The sequence below is a fragment of the Thioclava sp. DLFJ4-1 genome, assembly GCF_002020145.1.
Lineage (GTDB): Bacteria > Pseudomonadota > Alphaproteobacteria > Rhodobacterales > Rhodobacteraceae > Thioclava > Thioclava sediminum.
On record NZ_MPZT01000001.1, the window covers coordinates 559,143 to 585,281 of the forward strand.

A 26,139-nucleotide genomic window follows, 5' to 3' on the forward strand; every position below is an offset into this window, starting at 1 on the left:
CTGCGTCGTCTCGTAATAGTCGATGCCGCTCAGGCCGTTATAGGGGTTCTGCTCGTCGCGGAAGGAGGCGAAGAGCTGGCCGATCTGGAACGTGTCGTCGCCCGCATCGCCGAAGGCCTGAACGCCCGCGAGCGTGTCGTCGAAGACGAAGAGGTCATTGCCCGCGCGGCCGAAGACCCGCAGATCGGCGTCGATGGCGGAGTTGTATTCCACCCGCTCGACCACGGTGTTGAGGATCGTGCCGTCCTCGGCGATCGGCAGCGCCGCGACCACGCCCACATCGAGGTCCTGGTTGGCGCGGAACAGGAACAGGTCGCGCCCGTCCGTGCCGCGGATCTCGGCGCGGTCGATGCCGTCAAAGGCGGTGCCGGTGTCGAGGATGCGGATCGTGGAGTTGCCCGCGCTCGCCAGACCGATGTCATAGAGGTCGCTGCCCGCCTGACCGTCAATATCCAGCTCGAACCCGTCGATGCCGTTGAGGAAGGTCTGGGTGCCGTCGGCGTAGTAGTTGACCTGCACCAGATCGTTACCCGCGCCGAGGTTGAGGAAGGTGCGGCCCGAGATCTTCTCGATGGTGATCGCATCCGAAGTGGCATCGCCCGTCGCGGTCTCGTCGCCGGTGTTCAGCGTGGTGATGCCCGCATGGGTGTCGGAGACGTGGAAGCCGTTATTGCCGTTGCTGAGCGACAGTTCCAGCTCCTCGAAGCCCGCGTAGACCACACCCAGCGTCATGCCGAGGCCGACGATCTCGGTGCCGCTGAGATAGCCACCCTGATCGGGCAGCGTGTCGCCCGCATCCGACACGACCAGCGTGTCGCCATGGTTCACGATGGTGCCGTCGACCTCGTAGGTGACCGGATCGTTCGCGCCCGCATCGATCGTCAGGTAGCCGAAGAGGATCGCGTTCAGCGTGCCGTCATTGGCCAGCGGCGTGTCGGGATCGTCATCGGTGACGGTGACCGCATCGTCGCCCGCGCCGGTGTCGATCGTGGTCGGGCCGTTGATCGCGAAGACCTTGATGATGTCGGCGTCGTCTCGGGTCTCGAGCGTGGTCACGTCGCGCTTTCCGGTCGACTTGAGGGTGACGTCGTTCACGCCGTCGCCCAGATCCACGTTGACGTTCTCAAGCGCGATGTATCGGATGCCCGCAGTCGCAGCGGTGAAGCCATCCACGAAGATGAAGCCCTCGACCGCGGTGCGATCTTCCAGACCGATCACTCCGGTGGTCGCGCCGGTATTGCCGCTGTCGTCGATGTTGAGCGTGTCATTGCCACGATCGGCGAGGATCGGGCCGCTATAGGTGTCATAGGCGTCGATCTGGATCAGCGCGGCGATGCCCGAGAGCGTGCCGCCCAGCGGGGCCGTGCCCGGCTCGGACGAGGCGGCGGAGCCGATGTTGATCACGTCGTCGCCGATGCCGCTGTTGATGTAGATCGGCAGATCGGTCGCGGTGACCGCGATCACGTCGGCGCCTTCGCGGGTATCGACTTCGATCACGTCGAGATTGCTGTGATCGATGCTGACGGCGGCCGCGCCCAGCACCTTGCCAGCCGCATTGGTGTAGCGCGAGGCGGCCATCAGGCCCACCGACATCGCGACATAGTCGTCACCCTGCGAGCCCAGATAGACCAGCTTGTCGGCGTCGGTCGTGCTCGAGTCCGCGATATGGACGGTGAAGCCCGAGCCGAGCGGGGCTGCGATGATGTAATGCTCCAGATCGCCGCTCGCATCCGAGCCCGCATTGTCGAGCGTCACGGTGCCGTTGAAGGCGCTGACGCCGATCGCGAGACCGCCCACCGTCACCGAGCCGCTCAGGTCGTTGACAACGAAGGTGTTGTTGACGCCGTCGCCGCCGGTCAGATCGACCGCCTCGAAGATGCCGTTCAGACGTTCCACCGTGGTCTGGCCCGCGCCGATACCGGAGGTGCTCCACAGATCGGCGTCGCCCGGCACCATCGCGCTGTCGGTCGTGCCGTCCGCATAGGCTGTGGAGCCGTCCGCCTGGAAGACCTTGCCGACGAGGAACAGGTTCTCGTAGAGGCCCATATCCTCGCCCGCGAAGACCTCGATCAGCGTGTCGGTCTCGTTTGCCTCGTCGGTGTCGCGGAAGACATCGAGCCCTTCGCCGCCCGTCACGGTATCCGAACCTTCGCCGCCATCGATCACGTCGTTGAAGATCGAGCCGATGATCCGGTCGTTGCCGCCCTGCCCCTCCAGCGTCAGCGCGATCAGGTCATGGGTCAGCGGGGCCGCGTTGGTCGGATCGCCTGCCGCCACGGCCGGGCCCGCAGTGATCTTGTCATTGCCGCCCGCCGCCGAGATGCGCAGTGTGTCGCCCTTGGCGCGGATCGTGTCGTCGAAGGTGACGGTCACGGTGCCGGTCGACCAGGCGGCGACGAGGATGAATTCCTGATCGGCCACCGCGCCCGCTTTCAGCGTGAAGGTATCGACGCCGCCGGTGCCGTTGAAGATCACCGCATCGGCCACACCATCGCTCGTGCCGTCGATCTCGGCCACGTCCTTCGCGGGATCGGCGGATTCCACGACCAGATCGTCATCGATCCGCATCGTGTTGAGATCGGTCTGGCCGAGCGGATTGACCGTCAGCGTATCGGTGCCGCCGAGCAGGTGGATGATCAGGTCCTCCACCCCGTCGGCCTCGAACCCGCTTCCATCGGCGTCGAGCGCCTGCAGGATGCCGGAGTCAGAGGGCTTCTGACCGATCGTGACCGTGTCGGGGTTCGCGGTGCCATAAAGCAGGATCGTGTCGGTGCCGCCGCCACCGTTGATCACCTCGACGCCGTCGGAGGCGAGGCTGCGGAAGATGCGATCATTGTCGCCGCCGCCGTTGATCGTGTTCGCGCCGCCGCGACCGTCGATCTCGTCCGCCCCGCCCTCGCCGTTGATCACATCCGCCGCCGCGCCGCCGATCAGGCGGTCCGCGCCGGTGCCGCCGTAGATCGTGGCGACGCCCGTGCCGTTTTGCAGCACCACGTCATCGCCGCCGAGCGCGTAGATGGTGATCGGCACCAGCGCATCCGAGACGATCCGGTCATTCGCGCCCGAGCCGTAGATGATCGAGCCAGCCGCGACGCCGCTGCCGATGCTGATCTGATCGCCCAGATCGCCCGCAGTACCGCCCTCGGAGGCCGAGTTGATCGTGACCTGTCCGTCGCCCTCGTAGGCCACGGTATCGACACCCGCGCCGCCCACGAAGAGGATCGGCACGGCGACGCCGTCGCGCACGACCAGCAGGTCGTCGCCGGTGCCGCCATAGCCGCGGATTTCGTGGACGTGCTCGAAGACCTGCTCGCGGCCCGAATAGATCACGCGGATCGCCTGCGCGCCGTTCACGACCGGGGTGACGGCCTCGATGATATAGGTCTCGCCCTCTGTCGCTTCGCCGATGCCGCGCTTGGTATTCGCGTCGCCCATGTTCAGCACGAGGATCGTGGAGGTGTCATCCCAATCCTTGTAGGTGCCCGAATTGGTGTCGCCGTTCAGGTCGCCCGCGAGATAGATCGGGGTCGGGAATTCGACATAGCCCACGGTGAAGGACATGCTCACCGAGACCTTCACGAAGAGCACCTTCACGCTCGCACTGGCCGAGATCACGATCGGCACGCGGCCGGTGCCGGTCGCCGTGGCCGAGAAGCTGATCGAAACCGTGGCCCAGCTGATGTTGAAGGCGCGCAGCGAGACCGAGGCCGAGCCCGACACACCGAGCTTGTAGACATCCGCCGCATCGTCGAAGAGGTAATAGACCCGGATCGAGAAGTTGCCCGTCAGGCCGAAGCTATTCGAGCCCAGCACGAGGCGACCGCTCAGCGAGAGGTCGAAATAGCCCTTCGAGTTGAACCAGCCGTTCACGCTCATCGTGGCGAGACCGAAGAAGTCCATGCTCGCGTTGAAGTCCACGCGCCAGGCGTTGTCCGTGACCTCGATCCGGAAGCCCGCTTCGAACTTGAGAACCTTCAGGAACTCGACCTTGCCGCTGAGATCGAGCACGAAGGAGTTGCGCTCCAGCACGCGGCCCGAGATCGTCACGTCGCGATTGACGGTGTTCAGCATCAGTTTCCCGCTGGCTTCGATGTCGATCACCAGCGCGATATTGGCGTTGATGCTGACATCCAGAAGCAGCGCGAGACCGTCGAGCTCGCCAGTGGAGGCGTTGAAGAACAGCACCGCGCCGCCTGCGGCCGAGATGTTGAGCCCGGCTAGGCCGAAGGTCACATCGAACTCGACGCGGAACTCGCTCGCGTTGAGGCCGATATAGACGCGGCCCGAGGCGGACGCGAGGCCAACGAAGTTGACCGAGCCCACGATCTCGAGGCTGAAGCCCGAGGCCACGGTGACCGAGATCGTGCTCTCCTGCCCGCTGGCATTGATGGTCGGGATCTCGAGGGTGCGCGCAGTCGAGAAGGTGTTGAGCTGGAAGGTCGCGTCGCCAGTCACGGTGATGACGGTTGCGAGGTCGATATTGAGATCGATCTCGGCATAGATCACCAGCCCGCCATCCGCGATCACGAGACCGCCGGTCAGACCGAACTCGGCCACACCCACGAGCTTCGCCTGCACATCCAGCGTCGCGACCAGTTCGAAATCGGGCGCGGTGCCGATGCGGAAGGTGAAGACGCCCGTCAGTTCGATCACATCCGAGACGACCAGCGTGCCGGTGACCTTCAGGAACAGCCCGTTCTCGACCGAGATCGTGCCGTAATAGAAGGTGCCGTCGGTCGTCGCGGTCGCATCGCCGTTGGCGACGAGATCGTCATATTCGCCCTGCGTGACGATCGTGTAGCGATCCTGCGTCGTCGCGTAGGTGTTGAATTCGAGCATGATCGAGAGCGACCCGCCGAGGCTGACGCCCGGAAGCTCCAGCCCGCCGACCAGCGACAGTTGCGCCCGCCCGACCACGCCCGGATCACTCGCGCCGATATTCGCCTCGAGATAGAGCATCCCCTCGACCGCGCCGAAATTCGCGATCCGGCCGGAAACCGTCCCCTGGATCGTCAGGGAGTCGCCGGTGCCCGTGACGGACAGGAAGCCGTTGAGTGTGACCGAGTCGAAGAGCGTCACCGAGCCGCTGATCTGGACCACGAAATAGGGGCCCGCATCCTTGGTCATGTCCCGTTCGTTCTGTCCGAGGATCGGCGGACGCTCGAAGATCTCGAAAGTCGTCGGAACATTCGGCGGCAGGAACGGCACGAGCGCGTCGGGCACATCGAAGGTCTGGGTGATGCCGGTGGTGTTGAAGAGGACCATGACCTCGGCCTCGAAGCGGAAGACGTCTTCCGCGATATTGCCGAAGCTGCCGGCATTGTTCGCCGCGTCCGTATTCTCGCCGCCGGCATCGCCCACGCTCACCTCGAGCGACAGGCTGCCCGCGACGCCGAAGGCGCTGCCCGGGGCGGTGCCGAAGTCGATGATCAGCAGACCGACCGCCTGACCAGAAATCACGTTGAAGACATTGGCGCCGGCCGCGACGAAGACCTCGACCCGGTCTTGCGAAATCTTCAGGTAGAAGGCGCCGGTCAGCTCGGCATAGACGTTGACGCTCGTGTCGACATCCGGGTCGTTCGCGTTCTGATCGGTCAGCTTGATCGCGCCGCCGATATAGAAGACGACCGAGTTGCGCGTCAGCTCGTAGGTCTGCTCTTCGGAATGCAGCGTCGCGGTGCCGTCGAGGCTCTCGATGAAGTACTTCTTCGCGCCGTCCGTAATCCGCCAGCGCGACTGGGTGTTCAGCTCGCGCACCAGCTCGATCTTGGCTTCCGAGCTGAGCGTGACGCCGAATTCCGCGAAGGTGGCGCGCACTTGCGTGCTGACGGCCTGCTTCTCGTAGAAGCCCTCATTGGCCTGGCTCGGCAGCGCGCCGAGATCGGCCACGGCCACCGTGTCGTCGTCGCCGCCCGAGATGCGCTCGAGCTGATCGCCGAGGATGCCTTCGAGCGACAGGGTCTCGACCTTGTCTTCGCCCGACATGTTGATCATCAGGGTCGCGTTGCCCTTGATCCAGACGCCGTATTCGTTGAGCGCCTCGAAGTTCGGCTGGATCGTGGCCACGCCCCAGAACTGCGGCAGGCCGCTCGACAGACCGCCGGTCTCCAGCACGAAGCGCGCCGCCGCCGAGCCGATATTGCCGAGCTTGTAAACCGTGATCGTGCCCGAGGCTTCGAGCGCGAAGCGGAAGACCTTGGAGCCGTCGGCCTTGATGTAATCGCCGAAGGTCAGTTCGGCCTGCGCGCGCAGTTCCACGAGCGGCTCGTCGACGATGCCCGCCGAATTCAGGGTGATCGACCCGGAGACGCGGATGAAGAAGACGCGGGTGGTGGCCGGGTCGGCATCGGCGCCGGGCTGGCCGCCCTCCTGCATCTGGTCGATAACGCGGAAGCTCTGCTGGCTCGCGCCGCCTTCGTTGCCCTGCAGGTCGGACCAGCTGCCCTCGTTGAAGGAAACCGTGACCGTGCCGAGGCCGAATTCGCGCGAGACATAGTAGCGGAAGGTGCCGTCACCCATGTCGGTCGGGGTGAGGTCGAGCAGATCGAGATTGGCCCCGCCTGCCCCGCCAAGGGTGAACTCGTCGCCGTTGATCGTGGCCGCGTCAATCGCATAGAGCGCGTTGAGGCTCGGATCGCCCAGCGTGTCGAAGGTGATGTCGATATAGGAAGCGGTGTCGGTGGGCTTGATCGAGAGCGTCGTCGGATCGATCGCCTCGGAGGCAGCGGCCCCGTAGGTCCATGCGCCCGCCGCATAGGTCAGGGTCAGCACCGCGCCGTCAGCGGCGTCGGCGGAGTCGAAGGTCACAGCGAACTCGCCTGGGGGACCACGGGCTTGGATCCCGGTGATCGTGATCGAGTTGCCGTCGATATCGGTCAGCGTGAAGTCCGTGGTCGCGAGGCTGCTATCGGTCAGCGTCTGGCTCGTGCCGAGCGACAGCGCCACATAGGTCGCCGTCGGCGCGCTGGCGCCCAGACCGATCTTGCCGGTCGTGACCACCAGATCTTCGCTGTTGGTCGCGGTAATCGCCTTGATCGTGCCGCCATCGGTGCCGATCCAGTCGAAGCTGCCCGAGATGAACTCGACCGAGACATTGTCGTCGAGGTTCGAGCCCGCGAAGTCGCCGAGATACCAGATGCGGAAGATCGGATTGCCGTTCGCATCGTCGCCCATGTAGGTCGGCGCCTGGCTGTCATCTACTTCGATCGTGTAGCCGGTCGCGCTCAGGATCACCTCGGCACCGGCATCGGTGATGCTCTCGAGATCGACGCCGGTGGCATAGCTCGGCAGCTCGAAGGTGACGTCGATGAAGCCGCGCTCGTTCAGGGGCGCCTGCCCCACCGAAGCGCCTTCGACCGGGTCGGTCAGGCTCGCACCGAGCTGGACGAGGCGGAAGCTCTGGGTTTTCGCGTCATTGTCATAGGCGCCCGAGCCGAAGCTGGCTGCGGCGTAATCGACCTGAACGGTGCCGGCGGTGAACTTGCCGGTGAGGAAGTAGCGCACGGTCAGCCCGTCGCCCACGATCAGAGCCGAGGAAACGGCGACGCCATTCGCGCCGGTGCCCGAGAAGCTGATCTCGTCGCCCAGCGTGCCGAAGTCGATCTCGTCGCCATAGGTCGGCGTGTAGCGCACGTCGAGGAAGGCGACCGAGAGGGTGCTCGCATCGAAGGAGACCGGGCCGGTCGCATCGTCGGCCGTGCCATCGGCGCGCAGAACGGTCGGCTGATCCTCGAAAGTCGCGATGCGCGAGATCGTGGTGTCGGCCGCAGCAGCGCCAGTGGTGAAGTAGCGGAAGATATAGTCGCCCGAGGTCGCCTGCGGGTTCAGCCAGACCGGGGCCAGCGTGTCGTCGAAGGTGATCGAGCCGCTGCCGCCGAAGGCGAATTCCGGGGCGAGATCGGTGATCGAGCCCACATCGAGCGCGCCGCCCACCGGGCGCTCGAAATGCAGATCGACATAGCCGCGGCCATTCACATCGCCGAGCCCCGTGCTGCCCTCATTCGCCGGATCGACCAGATCACCCTGCGGGCCAGAGACGGTGAAGGACAGCGTCTGGACGCGGTTCTTGGCGGCGTCGCCGAAGCTGTTCGCGGCCAGCGTCACGTCATGGCTGCCGATGCCGAGCGAGCCGTCTGCGAAGACGCGAATCGTGCCGCCCATATCCATCAGTTCGGTGATGGTCAGGCCCGTCACACTCACGTCGCCGATCGCCAGCTGATCGGTGATGTCCTCGCCATAAGCCCCGCTCAGCGCGATGTCGAAATAGGTGCGGGCGCCCGGCAGGTTCGCGGCGTCGTTGGCGGCGGAGTAGGTCGAGCCACTCTTGACTACGATGCTCGGGGCGCTCAGCGCCGCGGTCGAGAAGAAGGAGATCGACGTGATGTCCAACTCCAGCGTGATCGTCTGCGGGTAGAGTTCGCCAGTGAGCGAGGCGGGCTCCGCCGGGTTGCCCTCATCGATGAAGGTCTGCAGCGAGTAGATGAAGGAGATCTTCGTCGGATCGTTCGGGTCGTTTTGCAGCAGGGCCGGCGCGCCCTCGCCCAGCTCGACACGGAAGGTGCCGCCGCTCAGGCGCGAAGTCTCTACAGTATCGGTCTGCACGGTGAACTCGGCGGCGAGGTCGAGCACCGAAGCCGGGTCGAGCGTGTAGCCCGCCGGAATATTGGTGAAGGTGATCTCAACCGAGCCTTCGCTGATCTCGAGATTGGCGACCACGCCAAGCCCGTCCTCGCCGCTCTTGATCGCCGGGTCGGTGGTCGGGTTCGCGCTGTCGGAATAGCGGTAGGACCAGCCCTGCTCGACCGCCGCGATGGTCACATCGCCATAGGTCTGGCTGCTGTCGAAGCTGCCGGTCAGCCAGTAGCGATAGATCGGGGCCGCGTCGGTGCCGCCCACGCGGACCGGGGCCACACCATTGTCGATCTGCACCGTGCCGAGGCCCGCACCGCTCAGCGTGAACTCTGCGCCGCCATCGGTGATCGAGGCCGCGTCATAGACGAAATCGCTGTCGGGCACGTTCGGGAACTCGATGTCGATATAGTTGCGACCGTTGAGGAGGTTCACGTCGATCGCAGCGCCCGCACCCGGATCGACCATGATCGCGGTCGCGCCTTCGACGGTGATCACCTTGTCCCCGGTCGCGCCCGTATTGCCCGCCGCATCGGCCCAAGCCCCGGTGAAGGTGAGCGTGTAGGTGCCCGGCGCGAAATCGAAATTCGCGGTCGTGATGGCATAGGCGAATTGCGTGATGCCCTCTTTCTTCAGGAGCGCATAGAGCTCTGCCGTGTTGGTCGGGAGCGGGTGGTCATAGTCCGCGCTGTCCGAGGCGACGATCCGGCCCTCGGCATCGAGACCGAGCGTCTTCAGGCTCGCCGTGCCGTCCTCGTTCATGAACATCGCAACCGGAACCGGCGTATCCGAGATTCCGACGGCCGTATTCACCGTGGAGCCATCCGCAGCACCGGTGCGCGTCAGGGTGAACTCGTCATTCGTATCGAGGATCGAGCCGTAATCGAGCGAGCCGCTACCCGCCGGATCGAAGGTCACGATGATGCGCTGATCAGCATTGGCGAGGTTCACGTCGACCGTGTAGCCGTCGCCGTCCAACTGATAAGGCGCGCTGAGCGAGGCTTCAGGCTCGACCACCGAGAACACGGCATCCGCGGTCGCGGTGTTGTTCTTGCCGGTCTGGCTGTCGTTATTCGCCCAGGTATCGGCGGTGAAACGCACGGTGTAGTCGCCGACGGCGAGCTGGTTGTTCGTGAGGTCGGGATCGGAAGTGTCGATGAAGTAACGCACCTTGCCGCCGCCGATCGCGATGGCGCCGAGGATGTCGATCTCGTCGCCATTGTCGTTGAACAGTTTGAACGGTGCCACCGCGTTGGTCGCGATCGCGGCCAGCGTCTCGGCGGTGATCTCGCCGCCGATCTCGGCGATGAACTTGATATCGACCCACGGCCCCGCGACCGCCGGGTCGCCGCTTTGGGTCGTGTTGTCCTCATCCGCATAGACCGTCTCGTTGGTCGCGGTCTCGGTGTAGGACCAGGACTGGAACAGGAAGGTGTAGGTCACCGAGTTCACATCGCCCGTGCCGGTCAGCCAGAAGCGGAACGTGTCGTCACTGACCTGTGCAGGCGCCTGCGTGTTGTCGAGGGTGAAATCGCCGCCGGTGATTTCGATCTCAGGCGTCAGGTCGAAGACCGAAGCCGCATCGACCGTCGCACCGTTCACCGTCGGGAAGGTGATATCGATATAGGCGCGTTCGTTGAAGTTGCCGACACCGGTCACGCCGCCATCGCTGGGCCCGTCGAGGCGCTGCGTGGGCGTCGCGGCCTGTTCTTCGACCACGGCGAATTGCGTGGCCTCGCCGAGGATGTCCTTGAAGCCGAATTGCAGCGAGCCCTTGATCGTCAGCAGATCGACCTGATCGGGGATCTTCACCAGCAGAAGGATCGTCGCCTCGCCGGACGCGATCTTCGACAAGTTCGCGTAGAGCCGCGCCGAGAGCGACAGGTTGTCCGCTGCGAAGTTGAGCTGGCCGATCACGAGGATCTTGCCGTCGGTCGAGATCTTGATCGTGACCTGACCGTTGAACACCGCCTGCGAGGTGTAGATCGAATAGAGCTTGGCCGAGCCGGTGATGATCATCGGCGAGGTGAAGGCCGCCGCAAACCCGCCGCCCGCCGCCGAGCCGTTCTGGATCGCGATATACTGGTTCACGACCTGCTGCTGCACCGAGTTCAGCCAGTCATCGATGGACACGTTCAGCGGCAGCGCGAAATCGGGGCCGTTGAGCTCGTCGGGATCGGTGATGTCGGGCAGCGACTTGAAGAAGTCCACGCCGCCGGTGAAGTCGTTGATCGCGAGACCCGAATTCGGCTCGAGCAGGATACCGCCCGGCACCGAGCCTGAGACCAGCACGCCGAGCGGTCCCAGCTCCGACAGTGCGAAGCGGATCGTGAAGCCGCCCAGACCCGAGAAGGAGAAGCCCGCCTCGACGCCGATGAAGAAGACGCGGTCTTTCACTGGGCTTGTGAGGTCGAAGGTGGAGAGCACCTGATTGCCCTCGCCGATCCGAATGATGCCGCCGATCAGCGCGCCCTCGATCTCGCCGCCGAAGGCGTTGCCGCCGATTTTCACGCCGATCGAGTCGATGCCGATGATCGGGAACTTGCCTTCCAGCAGCAGGCCCACATCGATGCGGATGCCCTCGACCGTGCCCTCGAAGGTCAGCCCGTCATAGCCCTGCAGCCCGGTGATCGACGCCGACAAGGTGAGGACGAAATCGCTCGGGTCGGCCTGAATGTCGGGCCATTGCACGCCGATCTCGGTGATCTTGATCGGCAGCCAGCTCGGCCATTTGAAGTTCGCGCCCGAGGCCCCACCCACGCCGATGAAGACGCCGAAGCCCTGCTTGGTGACGAAAGTGCCGTCGCCGAGGAAGGCGAACTGGCGCGCCTCGCCCGAGAGGTTCAGCGAGCCGATCTTCAGTTCCGCGCCGATCGAGACGAAGCTGATCAGCTCCTCGTCATCGGCTGCCCCGGTATCGAGCGACAGGCCCACACCCTTCAGCTTGAGGACCGAGCCGATGTTGATCTCGAACGTGTCGAGCTCGAAGATGAAGCCGTCGACCACGCCATCGGTGAAGGTCAGGCCGGCCTTCAGAGCGAGCGTGTCGTTCACGTCCTCGCCCGAGACGCGGTCGGTGACCTTGGCGTTGATCGCCTTGCCCGGCGCGAAGGTCGCCCCGCCAGAGCCGACATAGATCGTGCCGTCGAAGGTCACGTCCTGATCGAAGATCAGCGAGAAGTCGGTGACGCCGATGCGCAGGTCGTCGAATTCGAGGATCGAGCCGAACTTGATCTTGCCGGTCGCGCCGTCGGTGCGCTGGACCGCGCCCGTGCCGGTGCCCGAGCCCGCACCGGTGCCCGAATAGATGATCTCGCCGCGCCCGATGCGGAAGCCGTTGTCGTAGATCGTGAGACCGCGCACGCCCTCAAAGGTCGTGATCTGGCCCGCAATGCCGAATTTCGGGAAGGTGACCTTGATGGTGTCGATCTTGATGATCTCCTGACCCGCGCCTTCCGGCGTGCCCGCGACCGGGGTTTCGGGCGCCGTCCAGGAAGGATCGTATTCGACCTTGATGCGGTCGGCCTCGAAGAGGACCACGTCGGGGATCGAACCGACCAATTTGTCGGCCGTGATCGACCATTTGCCGGTGAGCGAGACGACCGGATCGTCGCCGCCGCCCGAGATCACGCCCATCACGTCGATGCCGATATCGAACTTCACCAGCAGGTTGGTCAGGGTGATCTGAGTGCCACCGCTATTGGTCTGAGTGCCGTCGGCATTTTGGGTCGCGGTGCCACCGAAGGCGAGCGAGGCGCTTTCCGCCCCGACTGAGATCGTCAGGACCAGCAGACCGTCCTTGAAGCCGAGCTTCGCGAGACCGACTTTCGGCGCGAGGATCGAGACCGGACCGACCTTGATCGGGGTCGCAGCCTCGGCCGCCGGCAGTTCCTGCACCTTGAAGATCTGCACATAGGCGGTGGTCTTAACAGGCGACGCGACCGAGCCGTTCTCGCCGCCGAACCAGTAGACGACGTCGTCGGCGGTGCTGTTCAGATCAGTGCCGCGATCGGTGTATTTCCAGGTGCCGGTGATGAACTCGACCTGCACATCGCCCACGTTGAAGGCCGGGTTCGCCTGCGAGGTCGAGGTCGAAGTCGGCGTGCCGACCACACCCGTGCCGGTGGCGGTCGCGGCGGGCGGCTCGGCGAAGACGTAATAGCGATAGGTGGTCTTGCCGATCTTCTCGACCGTGTAGGTGCCGTTGGTGTTCGTCAGCAGATTGACGTTCGACGCGCCGCCCGTGCGCACGAAGCGGATCTCGTCGCCATTGATCGAGCTTCCATCGAGAATCTCGCCATTGGGCAGCACGAAGGTGACGTCGATATAGCCCTTCGAGTTCAGCATCGATTTGTCGATCACCGCGCCATTGAAGGGCGAGGCCAGCTCGATCGAGGGTGCGGCGGTGATCGTGGTCAGATCCTGCGGATCGGTCGCCGGGTTCGCCGCGGGCGCGTTTTGAACCGGCGTCTTGCGGATCGTGAAGCGCTCGTATTCGGCGGCGCTTTGCGCACCGGCCGCATCGCGCCAGGAATTGGCGAGGAACTGCACCTCATAGGTGGTGTTCGCCGACAGGCTCACAGGCGTGGTGATCTGGTAGCGATAGGTCGGGCGCGCCGTGCCTTCGACCAGCACCCCTGCCCCGTCGACCGTGATCGCCGCCGTCGTGTCGCCATAGCGCGCGGTGATGGTGAATTCCGGATCGATATCGGTGATCGAGTCCGGGTCGATGCCCAGCGGATAGGCCGGGTAGGCATCCGCATCGAGACGGTTGGTGTTGTAGAAGGTGACGTCGATATAGGTGAAGCCGTCGAGATTGATAATCTGGCCATTGAGCGGCGAGGCAATATCGGCGGTCAGCGGGCGCAGGTTCGTCGTCGGCGTCACCGAGACGGTCTCGCCAAAGAGCGTGTAGCCCGTCACCCGCATATCGGTCAGCTGGAAGCCGGTCGCGCCGCCGAAGCTGAACTGGGCCGCGCCTTCGATGCCGAAGCTGTCGGCGCCCGGCGGTGTCACGGTGATCGAGGTCTCGGGCGCATCGACCGAGATCCGGCCATCGGGCGTCTTGTTGAACAGAACGTCGTTGGAGCTGATCACCAGCAGATCGCCGGTCTCGGCCACGCCGAAGCTGATCTCGACCGAGCCTTTCACGCGCTCCATCTGCGGGGCGGCGAAGGTGATCGCGACCGGGGTCGCCGAGGTGCCGCCTTCGAGCAGCGGGAAGCCGGTCACGGTGGTCGAGAAAGCGGTGCCCGAGGTGTTGAGCCACACTTCGACCGTGCCCGAGATATTGAGCCCCGGAATGCCCAGCGCCTGAACCTCGCCCTTCGCATAGACCGCGAATTTGCGGTTGGCGGAGGTTCCGAATTCGAAGATCGCGATCGTGGTGTTCGAGATCAGCAGGCCGATATCGTCGCTCGGATCGTTGGGATCGCCCGCATCGCCGAGGAAGATCGAGATATTGCGGCCCATCTTGCCGCTTGTGGCACCCGCCGGCAGTTCCGCCGGGAGAATGTCGCTCAGGCTGCCTTCGATGGTGAAGTAGGGCTCGTAGCTCAGCTTCACCTCGGCCAGCGCGATCTGGTTCACATTGGCCTGCCCCTGGAAGTCGAGAATGTAGGTCGCGTCGCCCACATCGACCTCTTCGTAGATATCGGTGCGCGAAGTGGTGTTGATGCGGATGATCGCGCTCGCCGAGACCTCGAAGCCTGCCCCCGAGCCTTGCGCGCTCGCCTCGATCTGCGCGGCGATGCCGTTCTGCGACAGCGTGGCCGAGCCCGAATAGATCAGGATCACGCCCTTCGCGTCTTCGATGGTGAAGCCGTCTCCGTTCGAGTCCGTATAGCCGCCCGTGACCCCGGTGAAGGCGATGGTCATGCGCTTGGTCTGGTTCGGCGCAATCCCGGTCGTCAGCTGCGAGAACATCAACGTGCCGGTCAGGCTGATCTCCGGCGAGGCGCCCACATCGAGCGTGCCGTCATTGTCGGTATCGGTCGCGTTGAAGTCGACATAGAAGGCGGCGTTCTCGACTTCGACCCGCAGGAACTGGCCGCGCGGCAGATCTAGGATATCGCCATTCGCGAACTCGACATAGACCGCCTGAATGGAGGTATTGATCTCGAGCGTCGCCGTCGTGCCATTGCCGATCTGGTAGGCATTGGTGCCGTCGTCGAATGCGATATCGGGAAGCGTGACCGAGAAGCTGCCCGCCATGCCCTGCGGCATCAGATAGAGCAGCGCGTCGCCGGTGAATTCATAATCGCCGAATGTCAGGGTGATGTCGGTCAGCGAGATTTTCGAGTAGACCGCGCCCGTCGCGCTGGTGGTCTTTTCGAAGGACAGATCGCCGGAGAAGGCAAAGTCGGCATCGTCTGCGCTGGTGGGCGTATCGCCCGAGAGGTTCACGAGAAGCTCGATCCCCGTTCCCACCGGATCTCCATAAGCCGAGACCGAAAGGAAAGTGCCCGCATAGCCAAGGCTGTAGAACGCCTGAAGCGGGGTCATATCTGCAAAGGTCGTGGCACCGGGGTCGAGGCCCGTCACCTCCGTAAAGTCGAAGCCCGTGAGGATCGTCTGGGCGCCCGCTCCCGCGGTGCCCGACTTGCCTTGGTTCAGCTTGAGCTCGACGCCGCTCGCGCTGATCGCGACGCCCGGAATACCGGCAAGCGCAACCTCTTCGATCGACGCATAGAGCGCGGTGTATTTCTCACCGCCCACCACCGCGACGCCATTGGCATCGACCTGGCTCAGCATGGCGAGACGGAAGGAGAAGTTCGTCAGCACCAGACCCTGCGCACCCGAGGTATCGGCCATCGGCTGCACGACCGGGGTGTCGCCCGAGGTATCAACCTCGAAATACGGCCCGCCGGTGCCGACGAAGGCGCTGATGCCATCGCCCGAGATTTCGGTCGCGGCGAAGGTCTTCTGGTTCGGCGCGGTGCCGACGGTCAGGGTCGCGCCCTTCTGGAAGGCAACCTGCCCGGCGAGGAAGACGTAATCCTCGAAGCCCAGCACGACGAAGCCGGAGGCCGCGAGGATCGCGCCATTGGCATCCAGCGTCACGATATCGGTGTCGCTCACCTTCACGTCGAAGCCGCCACCATCGAAGCTCGCGAGGTTCAGCGCTTCCTTGGCTTGCGTGCTCAGGAGCTTGCCCTGGTTCAGCTCGACCTCGAGCCCGTAGCCCGAGAGGGTGACCCCGTCGATGCCCACCAGCTCGACCGTGCCACCGGCTTTCAGTGCCATATAGGAGGCCGCCGCCGGATCGGTCGCAGCCAGCGCCACGCCATTCGCGTCGACCGTCTTGAACATCGCGAGCGCGAGATAGGCGTCCGTGATCTTCAGACCGACCGCATCGCCCTGATCGTCGAAGCCCTTGGTCAGGTCGTAGCCGGTGCCGACGAAGATGTTCACATGCTGCGCGCCGACCGTCACCGCCTTGAGATTGCGGCTCGTGCTCGTGCCCGCGACGAGGGCGGAATAAATCTCGCTCGACTGGGTGAAGGCGAACTCGCCCTGGATGAACACATAGGAGTCGAAGCCGATGGTCAGCGAGCCCGACACTTCCAGCGTCGCCACGGTCAGCTCGTCGAAGGTGATCGTCTCGGCGCCGACCGTGATGTCCCAGGTGCCGCCCGCCCCGCCATAGGTGAAGTCGAGCGTGTTGTAGGGCGTCGTCTCGTTGCCGCCGCGGTTCATGATCAGCGTGAGCGAGCCATCGACCGTGACATTGGCGACGCCGATCAGCGAGGCCCCGCCCGTCGCCTTCACGACCATCCAGCTCTTGAGCGGGGTCGCGGTCGGGTTCGCCGGATCGAGCGGCATTTCCTTGACGATATGCAGGCCCATGCGCTGCAGCGAGAGCGCCACACCGGTCGCGTCGGAGGCGGCATCGACCTCGCCATTGGTGATCGTCGGCGTGCCGACCCCGGCGAAGACCACCGCGTCCGAGATACCGACCGACAGAACCGAAGCCTCGAAGGAGGTGGTCGAACCGACCATGCGAGCTGCGACCTTGTCGGTCTTGGTCAGCGTGATCTGGCCTTCGATATGGACGAAGTTCTCGATGACGATGGTGGCCCCCGCGAAGAGCGAGAAGCCCGACTGGTTCATGTCGAGGACCGTGTCAGTGGTGGCCGGGTCGACGTCATTGCCATTCGTCGCGGCGAGCAGGTCCTGACCGGTGAGGCCGGTGGCGGTGTCGCTCCATTCGGTCGAGAGAAGATTGATCGACTGACCCCAATCGAGCATGTCGATCACGCCACTCGCATCATTGGCCTTGTTCATCTCGAGCGACAGCGTGTCGAGGGTGATATCCACCAGATCGACCCCGGTCAGCGAGGCCGAGGCGATATCGGCCTTGAGCGCGGTGAAGGCGCGGGTATCGGTGAGCGGGTTGGCCGCCTTGATCGAGGCGAGCAGGATATCGGCGCTCGCGATGGTGATACCGGGGCCGTCCGGGATGCCAATGAAGAACTTGGCCTCGTAATCGGCCGGGGCGTCGCCGCCATTCGCGGCCTCGTCGGCGGGATCGATGCTCAGGCTGATCCGGGTCAGCACCGCATCGTTCATGTCGGTCGCGATGTCGAAAGTGCCGTCGTGGTTCACATCTACATCGACGATATCCTGCGAGAGCGTAAACTTCGCACCCACATCGACGAAGCCGAAGGCGTTGAGCGTCAGATAGCCCACGACCTGCGTGCGGTCTGCGCTGGCGTCGAAGGTGACCACCTCGTCATTCGGGCCATAGGTGAAGGAGACCGGACCCGCCGGATCGTTCGCGGGATCGCCCTGCGCAGGCGTGCCGTCCAGATCGATCGAATTCCAGTTGAAGAAGGTCGTGGTGTCGTTCCCGGCGGGCTTCGTCGCGTAGTAGTCGAGCGAGAAGGCATTGACCGTCAGCTCCATCCCCTCGGGCAGACCGGCGAGCGTGCCGCCTTGGATATTGCCCAGCACCGCCGTCGCCGAGGGCGTGGTGGTCAAGGGCAACGTGCTGTTTGCAGGCGGGGTCGCCTTGATCAGCGCAAGCGCGATATCGGCGGAAGCCACCGACAGGCCCACACCGCCGGGCTGGCCGACGAAGAGGTTCTCGACATGCAGGCCGATCAGCATGAGGCTCGCGTCTTCGAGGCCCGCATTGGTGCTGTCCAGTTCGGCCTCGATCTGGTTGCGCATCACGATGTCGAAGGTGGCCGAGCCGGTGACGAAGCCGAAGATATCCAGATCCAGACCGCCCGAGATCACCAGATCCGTGCCATCTTCGGGAGCGACCGCATCGACGCCCAGATCCTGAATGATCGGCGCCCAGTCGAGTTGATCGCTATTGATCGCGTCGCGCCCGTTCAGCGTGAAGTCGAGCGAGTTCACCGTCAGGTCCAGCCCCTGCGGCAGACCGCGCGGCGAGATCGTGTCGGCATGGGCGGACATCGCGGTCCAGCTGCGCGCGACGGCGCTCGGGTTTGCGACCAGATCGACCACCTCGGTCACCGAGATCAGATCGAAGGCGAGCCCTTCGGCCGCGAAACCCGTGCCCGCATTGGCGACCGCGTCGACCCGGTCGAATTCGTCATAGGTGAACTCTCCGCCCGCGCCCACGAAGACATAGGCGCCGTCGATCGAGAAGGAGAAGGCCTTGGCGCTGATCGTGCCGCCCTGCGGATCGTCGACGGTGAGATCGCGGATCACACCCGACAGACCGCCCGCCAACAGGATCGCGCCTTCGATCTGCAGTTCGACATAGGCGCCGAATTCGATGCCGAAGCCCGCGTCGAGATTGGTGATATCGGCGAGCGCGTTGATCTGATCGACGCCGGTCGCGCCCCAGTCGAGCTTGTTACCGTCCGCATCCGCGCCGTTCATCGCGAAATAGAGGTCCTTCACCGTCGCGGTCAGCGGCAGGCCCTGCAGACCCAGCTGATCGACGCGCAGAGACAAGGCCATCCAGCTGCGGGCCACGGCAGGCGAGGTCACGGTGGCCGGGTCTTCCGACACCATCACCAGCTCGATCGAGCCGCCCTGCGCCACGAAGCCCATGCCCTGATCGGGGTCGATCGTGCCGTCATTCTTGAGCACACCGTCCACACCGGCGAAGAAGTTCAGATCGCTCAGGGTGAAGATGAGAACCTTCGCCCCGCTCAGCGTGCCATCGGCGTCGATTGCGGTGGCGACCGCCACATCGGCCAGCAGGCTCTTGATCGAGAAGGTACCCGTCGCGATCACGACGCCCGCGACGTTCAGCTCCGACACGGTGCCGGTCACCGACAGGATCGCGGTCGCGTCATAGCCATCCGTGTCGTCGGTGATCGTCAGGCCCAGATCGAGGCCCTTCCAGTTCATCACCGAGTTGTTGGCCGCGTTCAGCGGGTCGGTGTAGCCGAAGTTGGCCTCGACCGCGACGTCCGATATCCGCAGCGTGAAGCCCGTAAGGCCGGTCACGCCGACGCTTTGCGAGGTCACGAGGATTGCCGACCAACTTTTGACCGTGCGGGTCTCGACCACACCGGTCGTCAGCGGGTTGTCGGCGGTCTGGGTGACCGAGGCGAACTCGATGCCCACGTTGTTCGCGTAGATGCCAGTACCCTCGGTCGTGCTCACATCCGTGATCTTGCCAGCGGTGCGGGTGAAGACACCGCCCTGCCCCGCGAAGAAATAACCGCCGGTCAGCGCGAAGGTCATCACCGACGCGCCCTCGACGATCAGGCCGTTGCCGTCGTCGAGCGTCTCGGTCAGGATCTGGCCCGCCATGGTGCCCGCGACGGTGACGAAACCGTCCACGGTGAACTCGACATAGCCGCCGAAGGCGATGTTGAAGCTCGCGCCCATCTCGGTCACATCGAACAGATCGACAGAGGCGAGATTGCCGATCTCGGTGACGCCGGTCGCGGCCCAGTCGATCCGCTCGCCATTCACCGCATCAGGGCCATTGAAGCCGAAATAGAGATCGAGCCCCTGAACATTGACCGTGTTGGGCAGGCCCTGCAGGCGCACCGCATCCACGTCGAGCGCCACGGCGGTCCAGCTGCGCGCCACCGCCGGAAGGATCACGCTTGCCGGATTTTCCTTCACCAGCACCAGTTGCAGCGATGCGTTCTCGGCCACGAAGCCGGTGCCTTGATCGGGGTCGATCGTGCCGTCGCCCAAGAGCGCGCCGCCGACACCTGCGAAGAGGTTCAGATCCGACAGGGTGAAGATCAGGATATTCGCGCCCAGCACGGTCTCGGTCGTCATGCCGGAAGGCACGATGATGTCGCTCGCGAAGCTCTTGATGCCGAAGGTACCCGAGGCCACGATCACGCCCGCCACGTTCAATTCCGACACGGTGCCGGAGACCGAGAAGCCATCGTCGCGGGTCAGGCCGTCGGTGGCGTCGGCGAGGCTCAGCGTGTCGAGCCCGGTGACCGCGCCCAGCGAGGCCCAGTTCAGGAAGGTGCCGTCGATGGCTGCGAAATTCCCGTCGACCGCGAGATCGGCCAGCGCGATCTGGAAGGCGTCGATCCCGCGCAGGCCAAGGCTCGCGACGGTGACGCGCAGTGCGGTCCAGCCGATGGTGACGGTCTCGTTGTCCCATTGCGTAGCCGGATCGTTGTCATTCGTCGCCGCATTATCGGTCAGCACGCCGAGGCGGGTCACCTGCGCGAATTCGAGCGCATCGCCCAGAGCCATCGAGGCATAGATGCCGGTGCCCTGATCGAGAAGCCCGGTCACCTCGTTCGTGGTCGCATCACGGTCGAACGCGCCGCCAGCACCGACGAAGATCTGCGCACCGGTGATCTTGAAGCTGGTGATATCGGCGGCGGTCAGAGTGATCACGCCATCGTCGATATCGGCCGTCGAGATCGAGCCTTCGACCGTGCCATAGACCAGCACGAACCCGTCGAGCGCCAGATCGAGCGTGCCGCCGAAGGCGATGCCGGTATCGGCATTGATCTGAGCGATACCGGGGTTCTCGGCCGGATCGACAATGGCCGACCAGTCCAGCTTGGTCGCGCCCATCGAGGCCGTGTTCATGCGGAAGTAGAGACCGGTGACCCCGAGCGCGAACTCGTTGGGCAGGCCGCGCATCCCGACGTAATCGACCGAAAGCGACAGCGCGCTCCAGCTCCTGGGTGTGGCGGTGCCGAGTTTCTCTTTCACGACGATCAGTTCGAGCGTGCCGCCCGAGGCAAGGAAGCCCGTGCCCTGATCGGCAATCTCGGTGGGCGCATTGGCGTCATCGAAGGCACCACCGACACCGGCGAAGAAGTTCACATTCGTCAGGGTCAGCCGCGTCACCTGCGCATCGGTTATCGCCGCCTGGATGGTGTCGTCGATCGTCTCGGTCGAGGCCGAGAAGTTGAAGGTCGCCAGCGCGAAGACCGTCTCGGAAATCTCGACGGATAGCGTGCCGGACACCGCCAGCTGATCACCCGGGCCCAGATCGCCAAGCGCCGTGGTCACGTCGGTATCGTTCACAGTCGACCAGTCGAGGCGCGGGCCGGTCGGCGCGGTTGTCGAGTTCGATGCCAGCGCCATGCCCGACAGCTTGATCTGGACCGCGTCGATGCCCTTGGCCTCCAGCGCGCTCAGCGAGCCGATCACCCCGGTATATTTTACGCCGGTCGTCGTGTCGGTCAGCAGGCCGAGCGCGAGATTACCGCCATTCGCATAGAAACCCGCGGCATCGCCCAAGAGGTTCAGCGTCGTCGTGCCGGTCGCCTCATCGGTGGTGGTCGACGCGCCGGTGCCCGCGAAGAACTCGACATCGCTGAGCGTCACGAAGGTCAGCGTGCCCGTGGTGATATCGACGAGATCGAGCGTCTCGGTGCTGCCCGCCTGCGCCGTCACGTCGATCGCCTTCAGCCCGAAACCCGCGCGCAGATAGACGAAATCGCCAACCGCCAGCGTCAGCTTGCCCGACACCGCGAGGCTCACCGTGTCGGTCACATCTTCGAGGCCGGTCAGGCTCGACCAGTCGAGATTGGAGAGGGTGGTGTCGCTGACCGAGTTGTAGAGCACTTTCAGGCTCGCAAGGTTCAGCGTCACGCCTTCGACATTCACGAGACCGAGGCTCGCGAGGCTCGCCGACACGCCGGTATAGCTGACCGGGATCGGGTCGGTGGTGGTCAGGATGCCGATGTAGAAATTGCCGCCCGCTGCCGAGAAGCCGATAGCGTTCGTCGTATCGATCCCGCTTGCGCCGATCGTGGCGCCCGCCCCCGCGAAGAGGCTGAGATCGGTGAGCGTGATGTAGAGCAGATCGCCGGTGACGCCGCCGACCGAGGTGCCCGCGGTCTTCTCGACCGAGAAGCTGCCGGTCAGCAGCACGGTATCCGAGATGTTCAGCTCGTCGATGGTGGCGCCGATGAAGAAACGCTCGGTATTGTCGAAGCCGTTCGTGGCATCGGTCAGCGCGAGCGGCGCGCCCAGATCGAGACCCTTCCAGGTCATCACGGTCGGGTTCACCGCGACCATCGCATCGGCGGCGTTCACCTCGACCACGAAATCGCTGATCGCGAGGGTGAAGCCCGGAATACCCGCGACCTCGACGGTGCCGACATAGAGCTTGATCGCGCTCCAGGCGTTCAGCACGGCGCCGGTCGTGCCATCGACATTCTTCACCGAGGCGAATTCGAACAGCACCCCTTCCGCGCCGAAGCCGGTCCCGACAAGTTTGCTGTCGCCATCGCGGGTCAGCCCGTTGACCTTGCCATTCCCATCGGTGGTGAAGCTGCCGCCGCTGCCCACGAAGATGTAGCCATCGGCCAGCGCGAAGGTCATCACCTGCGCGTCGGTCAGATCGGTGCCAAGCGGATTATCCGCTGCCGCAATGGTCTGCTTCGTCACCGTGATCGAGATGTCGCCCGCGAGCAGAACGGTGCTCTTGATCGTGAAGACCGCGCGCACATCGATGGTGAAGCCCGTGAAAGTGCTGTCGAAGCTGAAGCTCGGCCCGCCCACCTGGCTCCAGTCGAAGGCCATGCTCGCATAGGTCACGTCGAGCGCATCGACCGTCGCGGTCACATCGGTGATCCCGTGCAGCGTGGCCGCGGTCGAGAGTTCCAGCGCGGTGACCTTCTGGCCGAGGTTGGCCCCAGCCGAGGTCACGGTGAACATGGCGAGCGTCAGATCGAGGGTCGGGATTTCGAAGCCGGTCGCATTGGTCAGATCGTAGCTGCCGCCCGAGACCTCGGCGCCGACGCCCGCGAAGAGACGCCCGCCGATGATCGAGAGGGTGAAGTAATCGCCATCCACCGTCGCGCCGTCGAAGGTCACGCCGGTCTTGGCCGAGCTTTCCAGCGCGAAGGTGCCGCTGACATAGACCGCGTCACTCACGATCAGGGTCGCGGTGGCCTCGACCTTGGTGAGCGCGCCGTTCAGCGTCAGCCCGGCTTCGCTCAGCCCGCCTTGGTCCCAGTCCAACGGAGTGGCCACGCCCGAGGCGGTGTTCACCTGAACGGAAACATTGCTGACCTCGGCGGTCAGTCCGGTGATGCCGACCGGGGTCGCGTTGGCGAAGGAGAAGTCGATTCCGGTATAGGTGGTGCCGCCCGAGCTCAGCACCGCGAAGGTGCCGGTGAAGCCGGTGACCGAGAAGCCGAAGGCGTTAGTGATGTCGACGGTGACCGGACCGCTCGTATCGAAGACCGCGCCGGTGCCCGCGAAGAATTTGACCGCGTCAAAGCCGAAGACCATCAGATCGCCGATCGTGTCGGTCGCGCCGGTCAGGCCGCTGACGATGGTTTTGGTGAAGCTGAAGCCGCCCGCGATCAGAACCTCGCCGCCGATGGCCAGCGTCACATCGCCCGAGACTTTGGCCAGCGGTGCGGTCGCGCCTGTCGCCACGCTGTCGATCTCGGAGACGACGAGCTTGGCGCTCAGCGCATCGTTCGGGTCGGTCAGTTGCGAGGTCACCAGCTCCAGCGTGCCGTTGGACAGCGTCGCGGTCACGTTGTCGACGTTCACGAGACCCAGCGCATCGACCGCGCCATTGGCGATGACCCACTGACGGTCCGTCGCAGTCTCGCGGATCATCGTGATCGAGAAGCTCAGGTTATCGACTGCGAAGCCGACCGAGCTGCTGGGCTGGCCGAGCGTGAAGTAGCCGTTCGCGCCGCTGCCCGCGAAGAACGAGCCGCTGGTGAGCGAGATGGTGGTGACGTCGAACCCGGCGGTGACGGCGGTGGTCGTGCCGGTGCCCACTTCGTAGAGCACACCGTCGAGCCCGGTGTTGGTGGTGTAGCCAATCGGCGAGCCGACGCCGTCACTGGTCGCGAGGCTCACGAAATCGCCGACCGAGATTTCCATCAGACCGGCATTGCCCGCGAAGCCCGCGGTCACGAAGCCCGGACCGTCGATCGCGAAGGCATCCGCCTCGGTGCCACCCTCGAGACGCTCGACCCCGGTGAAGGTGATGGTGAGGCCGTTCCAACTCAGCGACCCTTCGTTGATGCCGGTGATCGTCCAGACCGTCGCGGCGTCCGGACCCTCGATCGTGTCGCTGAGGCCGGTCCCTGCCGCGATCGAGGTGACCGGGGCGCCGGGCGTGCCATAGGTCGTGCCGTTGACGGTGACGGTGCCGTCGAGGTTCACGGTGTAGGTGAGGTTGCTGTCGGCGGTGCCGTCGAGCGCGCCAGCCGCTTCCGAGATCGCGCCGGCCACCGGAGCGCCGAGGCTCGGGGCCGCGTCGGGAAGACCGATGCGCTCGCCGGTGCCAAGCGTCGCGCCCATCACCGCTGCGTCCGCGTCATGGTCGAGGCCGAGCGCGTGGCCGATCTCGTGGAGCAGGACGGTGTAGAGGTCGACGCCCTCGGAGGCCGCACCGTCGGTCGCCACCAGACGGTCGCCTGCGAGCAGATCGAACTCGGAGCTTTCGCCCGGCGTCGCGTCGATGAACCAACCGGCCCCGGCGGCGTCAGCGTCGATCTCGATCAGCGTGCCGGTGATCCGCGCGAGCGCGCCGTCCTCGAGATCGGTGATGGTGAAGGTGAGTTGCGACAGGATCGCCGCGTCGGTGCGGCTGGCCCATTGAGCGAGGGCTTCGTCGAAGATCGGGGCGACCTGTGCCTCGGTGAGATCGGTGGTGCCGGTGCCAGCCGCCGCGGGATCGAGACGAAGCGACTGTCCGCTCTCCTCCGCAAACGGGATCTGGATGCCGAGTGCCGAGGCCAGACCAGCGAACAGCGCGCGGAGGTTCTCGGCGAACCCGGCACCGGGCGTGATGACCGGCGCGGTGAACGCGTCGGACAGTTGGAGCGCGCCATCGACCGGGTCCGAGGTTGCGAGTTGAAGTTCGGGAAGCGCGATCCGTTCACCCGTACCGAGGCTCTCCCCCATCACGGCCAGATCGGCGTCGTGGTCGTAACCGAGCGCATGGCCGATCTCGTGGGTGAGGACCGTCAGCAGATCGACGCCATCGATCGGCTCGCTCGTATCGAGACCGGTGAACCAACCGGCCCCTGCCGCGTCGGCATCGACTTCGATATGCGTGCCGGTGATCCGGGCAAGCGCGCCGTCCTCGAGATCGGTGATCGAGATGGTGAGCTGCGACAGGATCGCAGCGTCATCGGTCCGGGCCGCCCACTGAGCGAGCGCTTCCTCGAAGACCGGGGCAAGCTGTTCCTCGGTCAGATCCGCCGCGCTCGAGCCCGTCGGGGCGGTGCCAGCGAAATGGAGGTAATCGGCTTGCGAGCCCCACGGACCAGCGTTGAAAATTTCGCCAAGACCAAGGGTTTCACTGATTTTTTGGAACAGGTCCTGGAGCGCAGCGAGAACCGCCCCATTGTTGGCGTTTTGCGTATTTTCGTTATTCGTCAGTGTATTAGTGGTTGCGGCCGGGGGGCCAGTAGGCTCATTTCCGGTCAAATCGGCCACGGAGCTGCTTGCGGGGTCTTGTCCCGCGCCAAAGCTTCCACGTAGCTGCGACAGCATCGAACCGAGCAGCTCGCGCAGCCCTTCGATGCCCTGATTTTCTTGAATATCGAACTGGGCAAGGAACGCTTCGAAGGGCGTTGGCTGCCCCTCTTCCTGCACGTCCTGCGGAGCGACGGCTTGCGTTGCAGCGGCAGGATTCCCCCAGTCTTCCGGCCAGTCCACACTGTTCGAACCGGTGTCCGAAGCCCCTTCATCAGCCCCCGTCTCGCCCCGCACATTCTGGTCGAAAGCCGTCTGAACAAGCACGATGAGGTCTTCGAGAAGGTCCAATGGCTGCGCATTGGCTGCCATCCGGGCCAGTTCTCCCGAAATCGGGTCCGCCGAGAGCAAAAGCCGCGGCTCGAGAGCCTCGATGCGGTAATTTTCCTCGCGGTGAAGGGTGTTATCGGCTTCGTGGAGGGCGGTGTCATTGGCCAGACCGACAGCATCCTGCACGTCGGAGCGGGTCCGACGCAGGAATTTCGTCACACTGGTCAAGCCAAATAAAGACAAGACGCGCCTGAAGCTCACCGATATCGGCAAGCTCCCTCCCCAAGTTGCGATATGAACGCGGTTCCGCCATCTGACGAAATTTTGCTCCCCTTTAGGCTGAACTCACGCAGC

The 26,139-nt window shown here is 64.6% G+C and carries 1 protein-coding gene (cut by a window edge); it reads right to left on the bottom strand.

Features of this window, described 5'->3' with window-relative positions; translation table 11 throughout:
• On the bottom strand, positions 1–26,004 hold the 5' portion of the coding sequence (locus BMI85_RS02595; protein ID WP_143594964.1) for a matrixin family metalloprotease. Its footprint begins 13,299 nt before the window's first position; the window shows 26,004 of its 39,303 coding nt (coding positions 1–26,004); its start codon is at positions 26,002–26,004; the stop codon falls past the left edge of the window.
• Positions 26,005–26,139 lie beyond the last annotated feature (135 nt).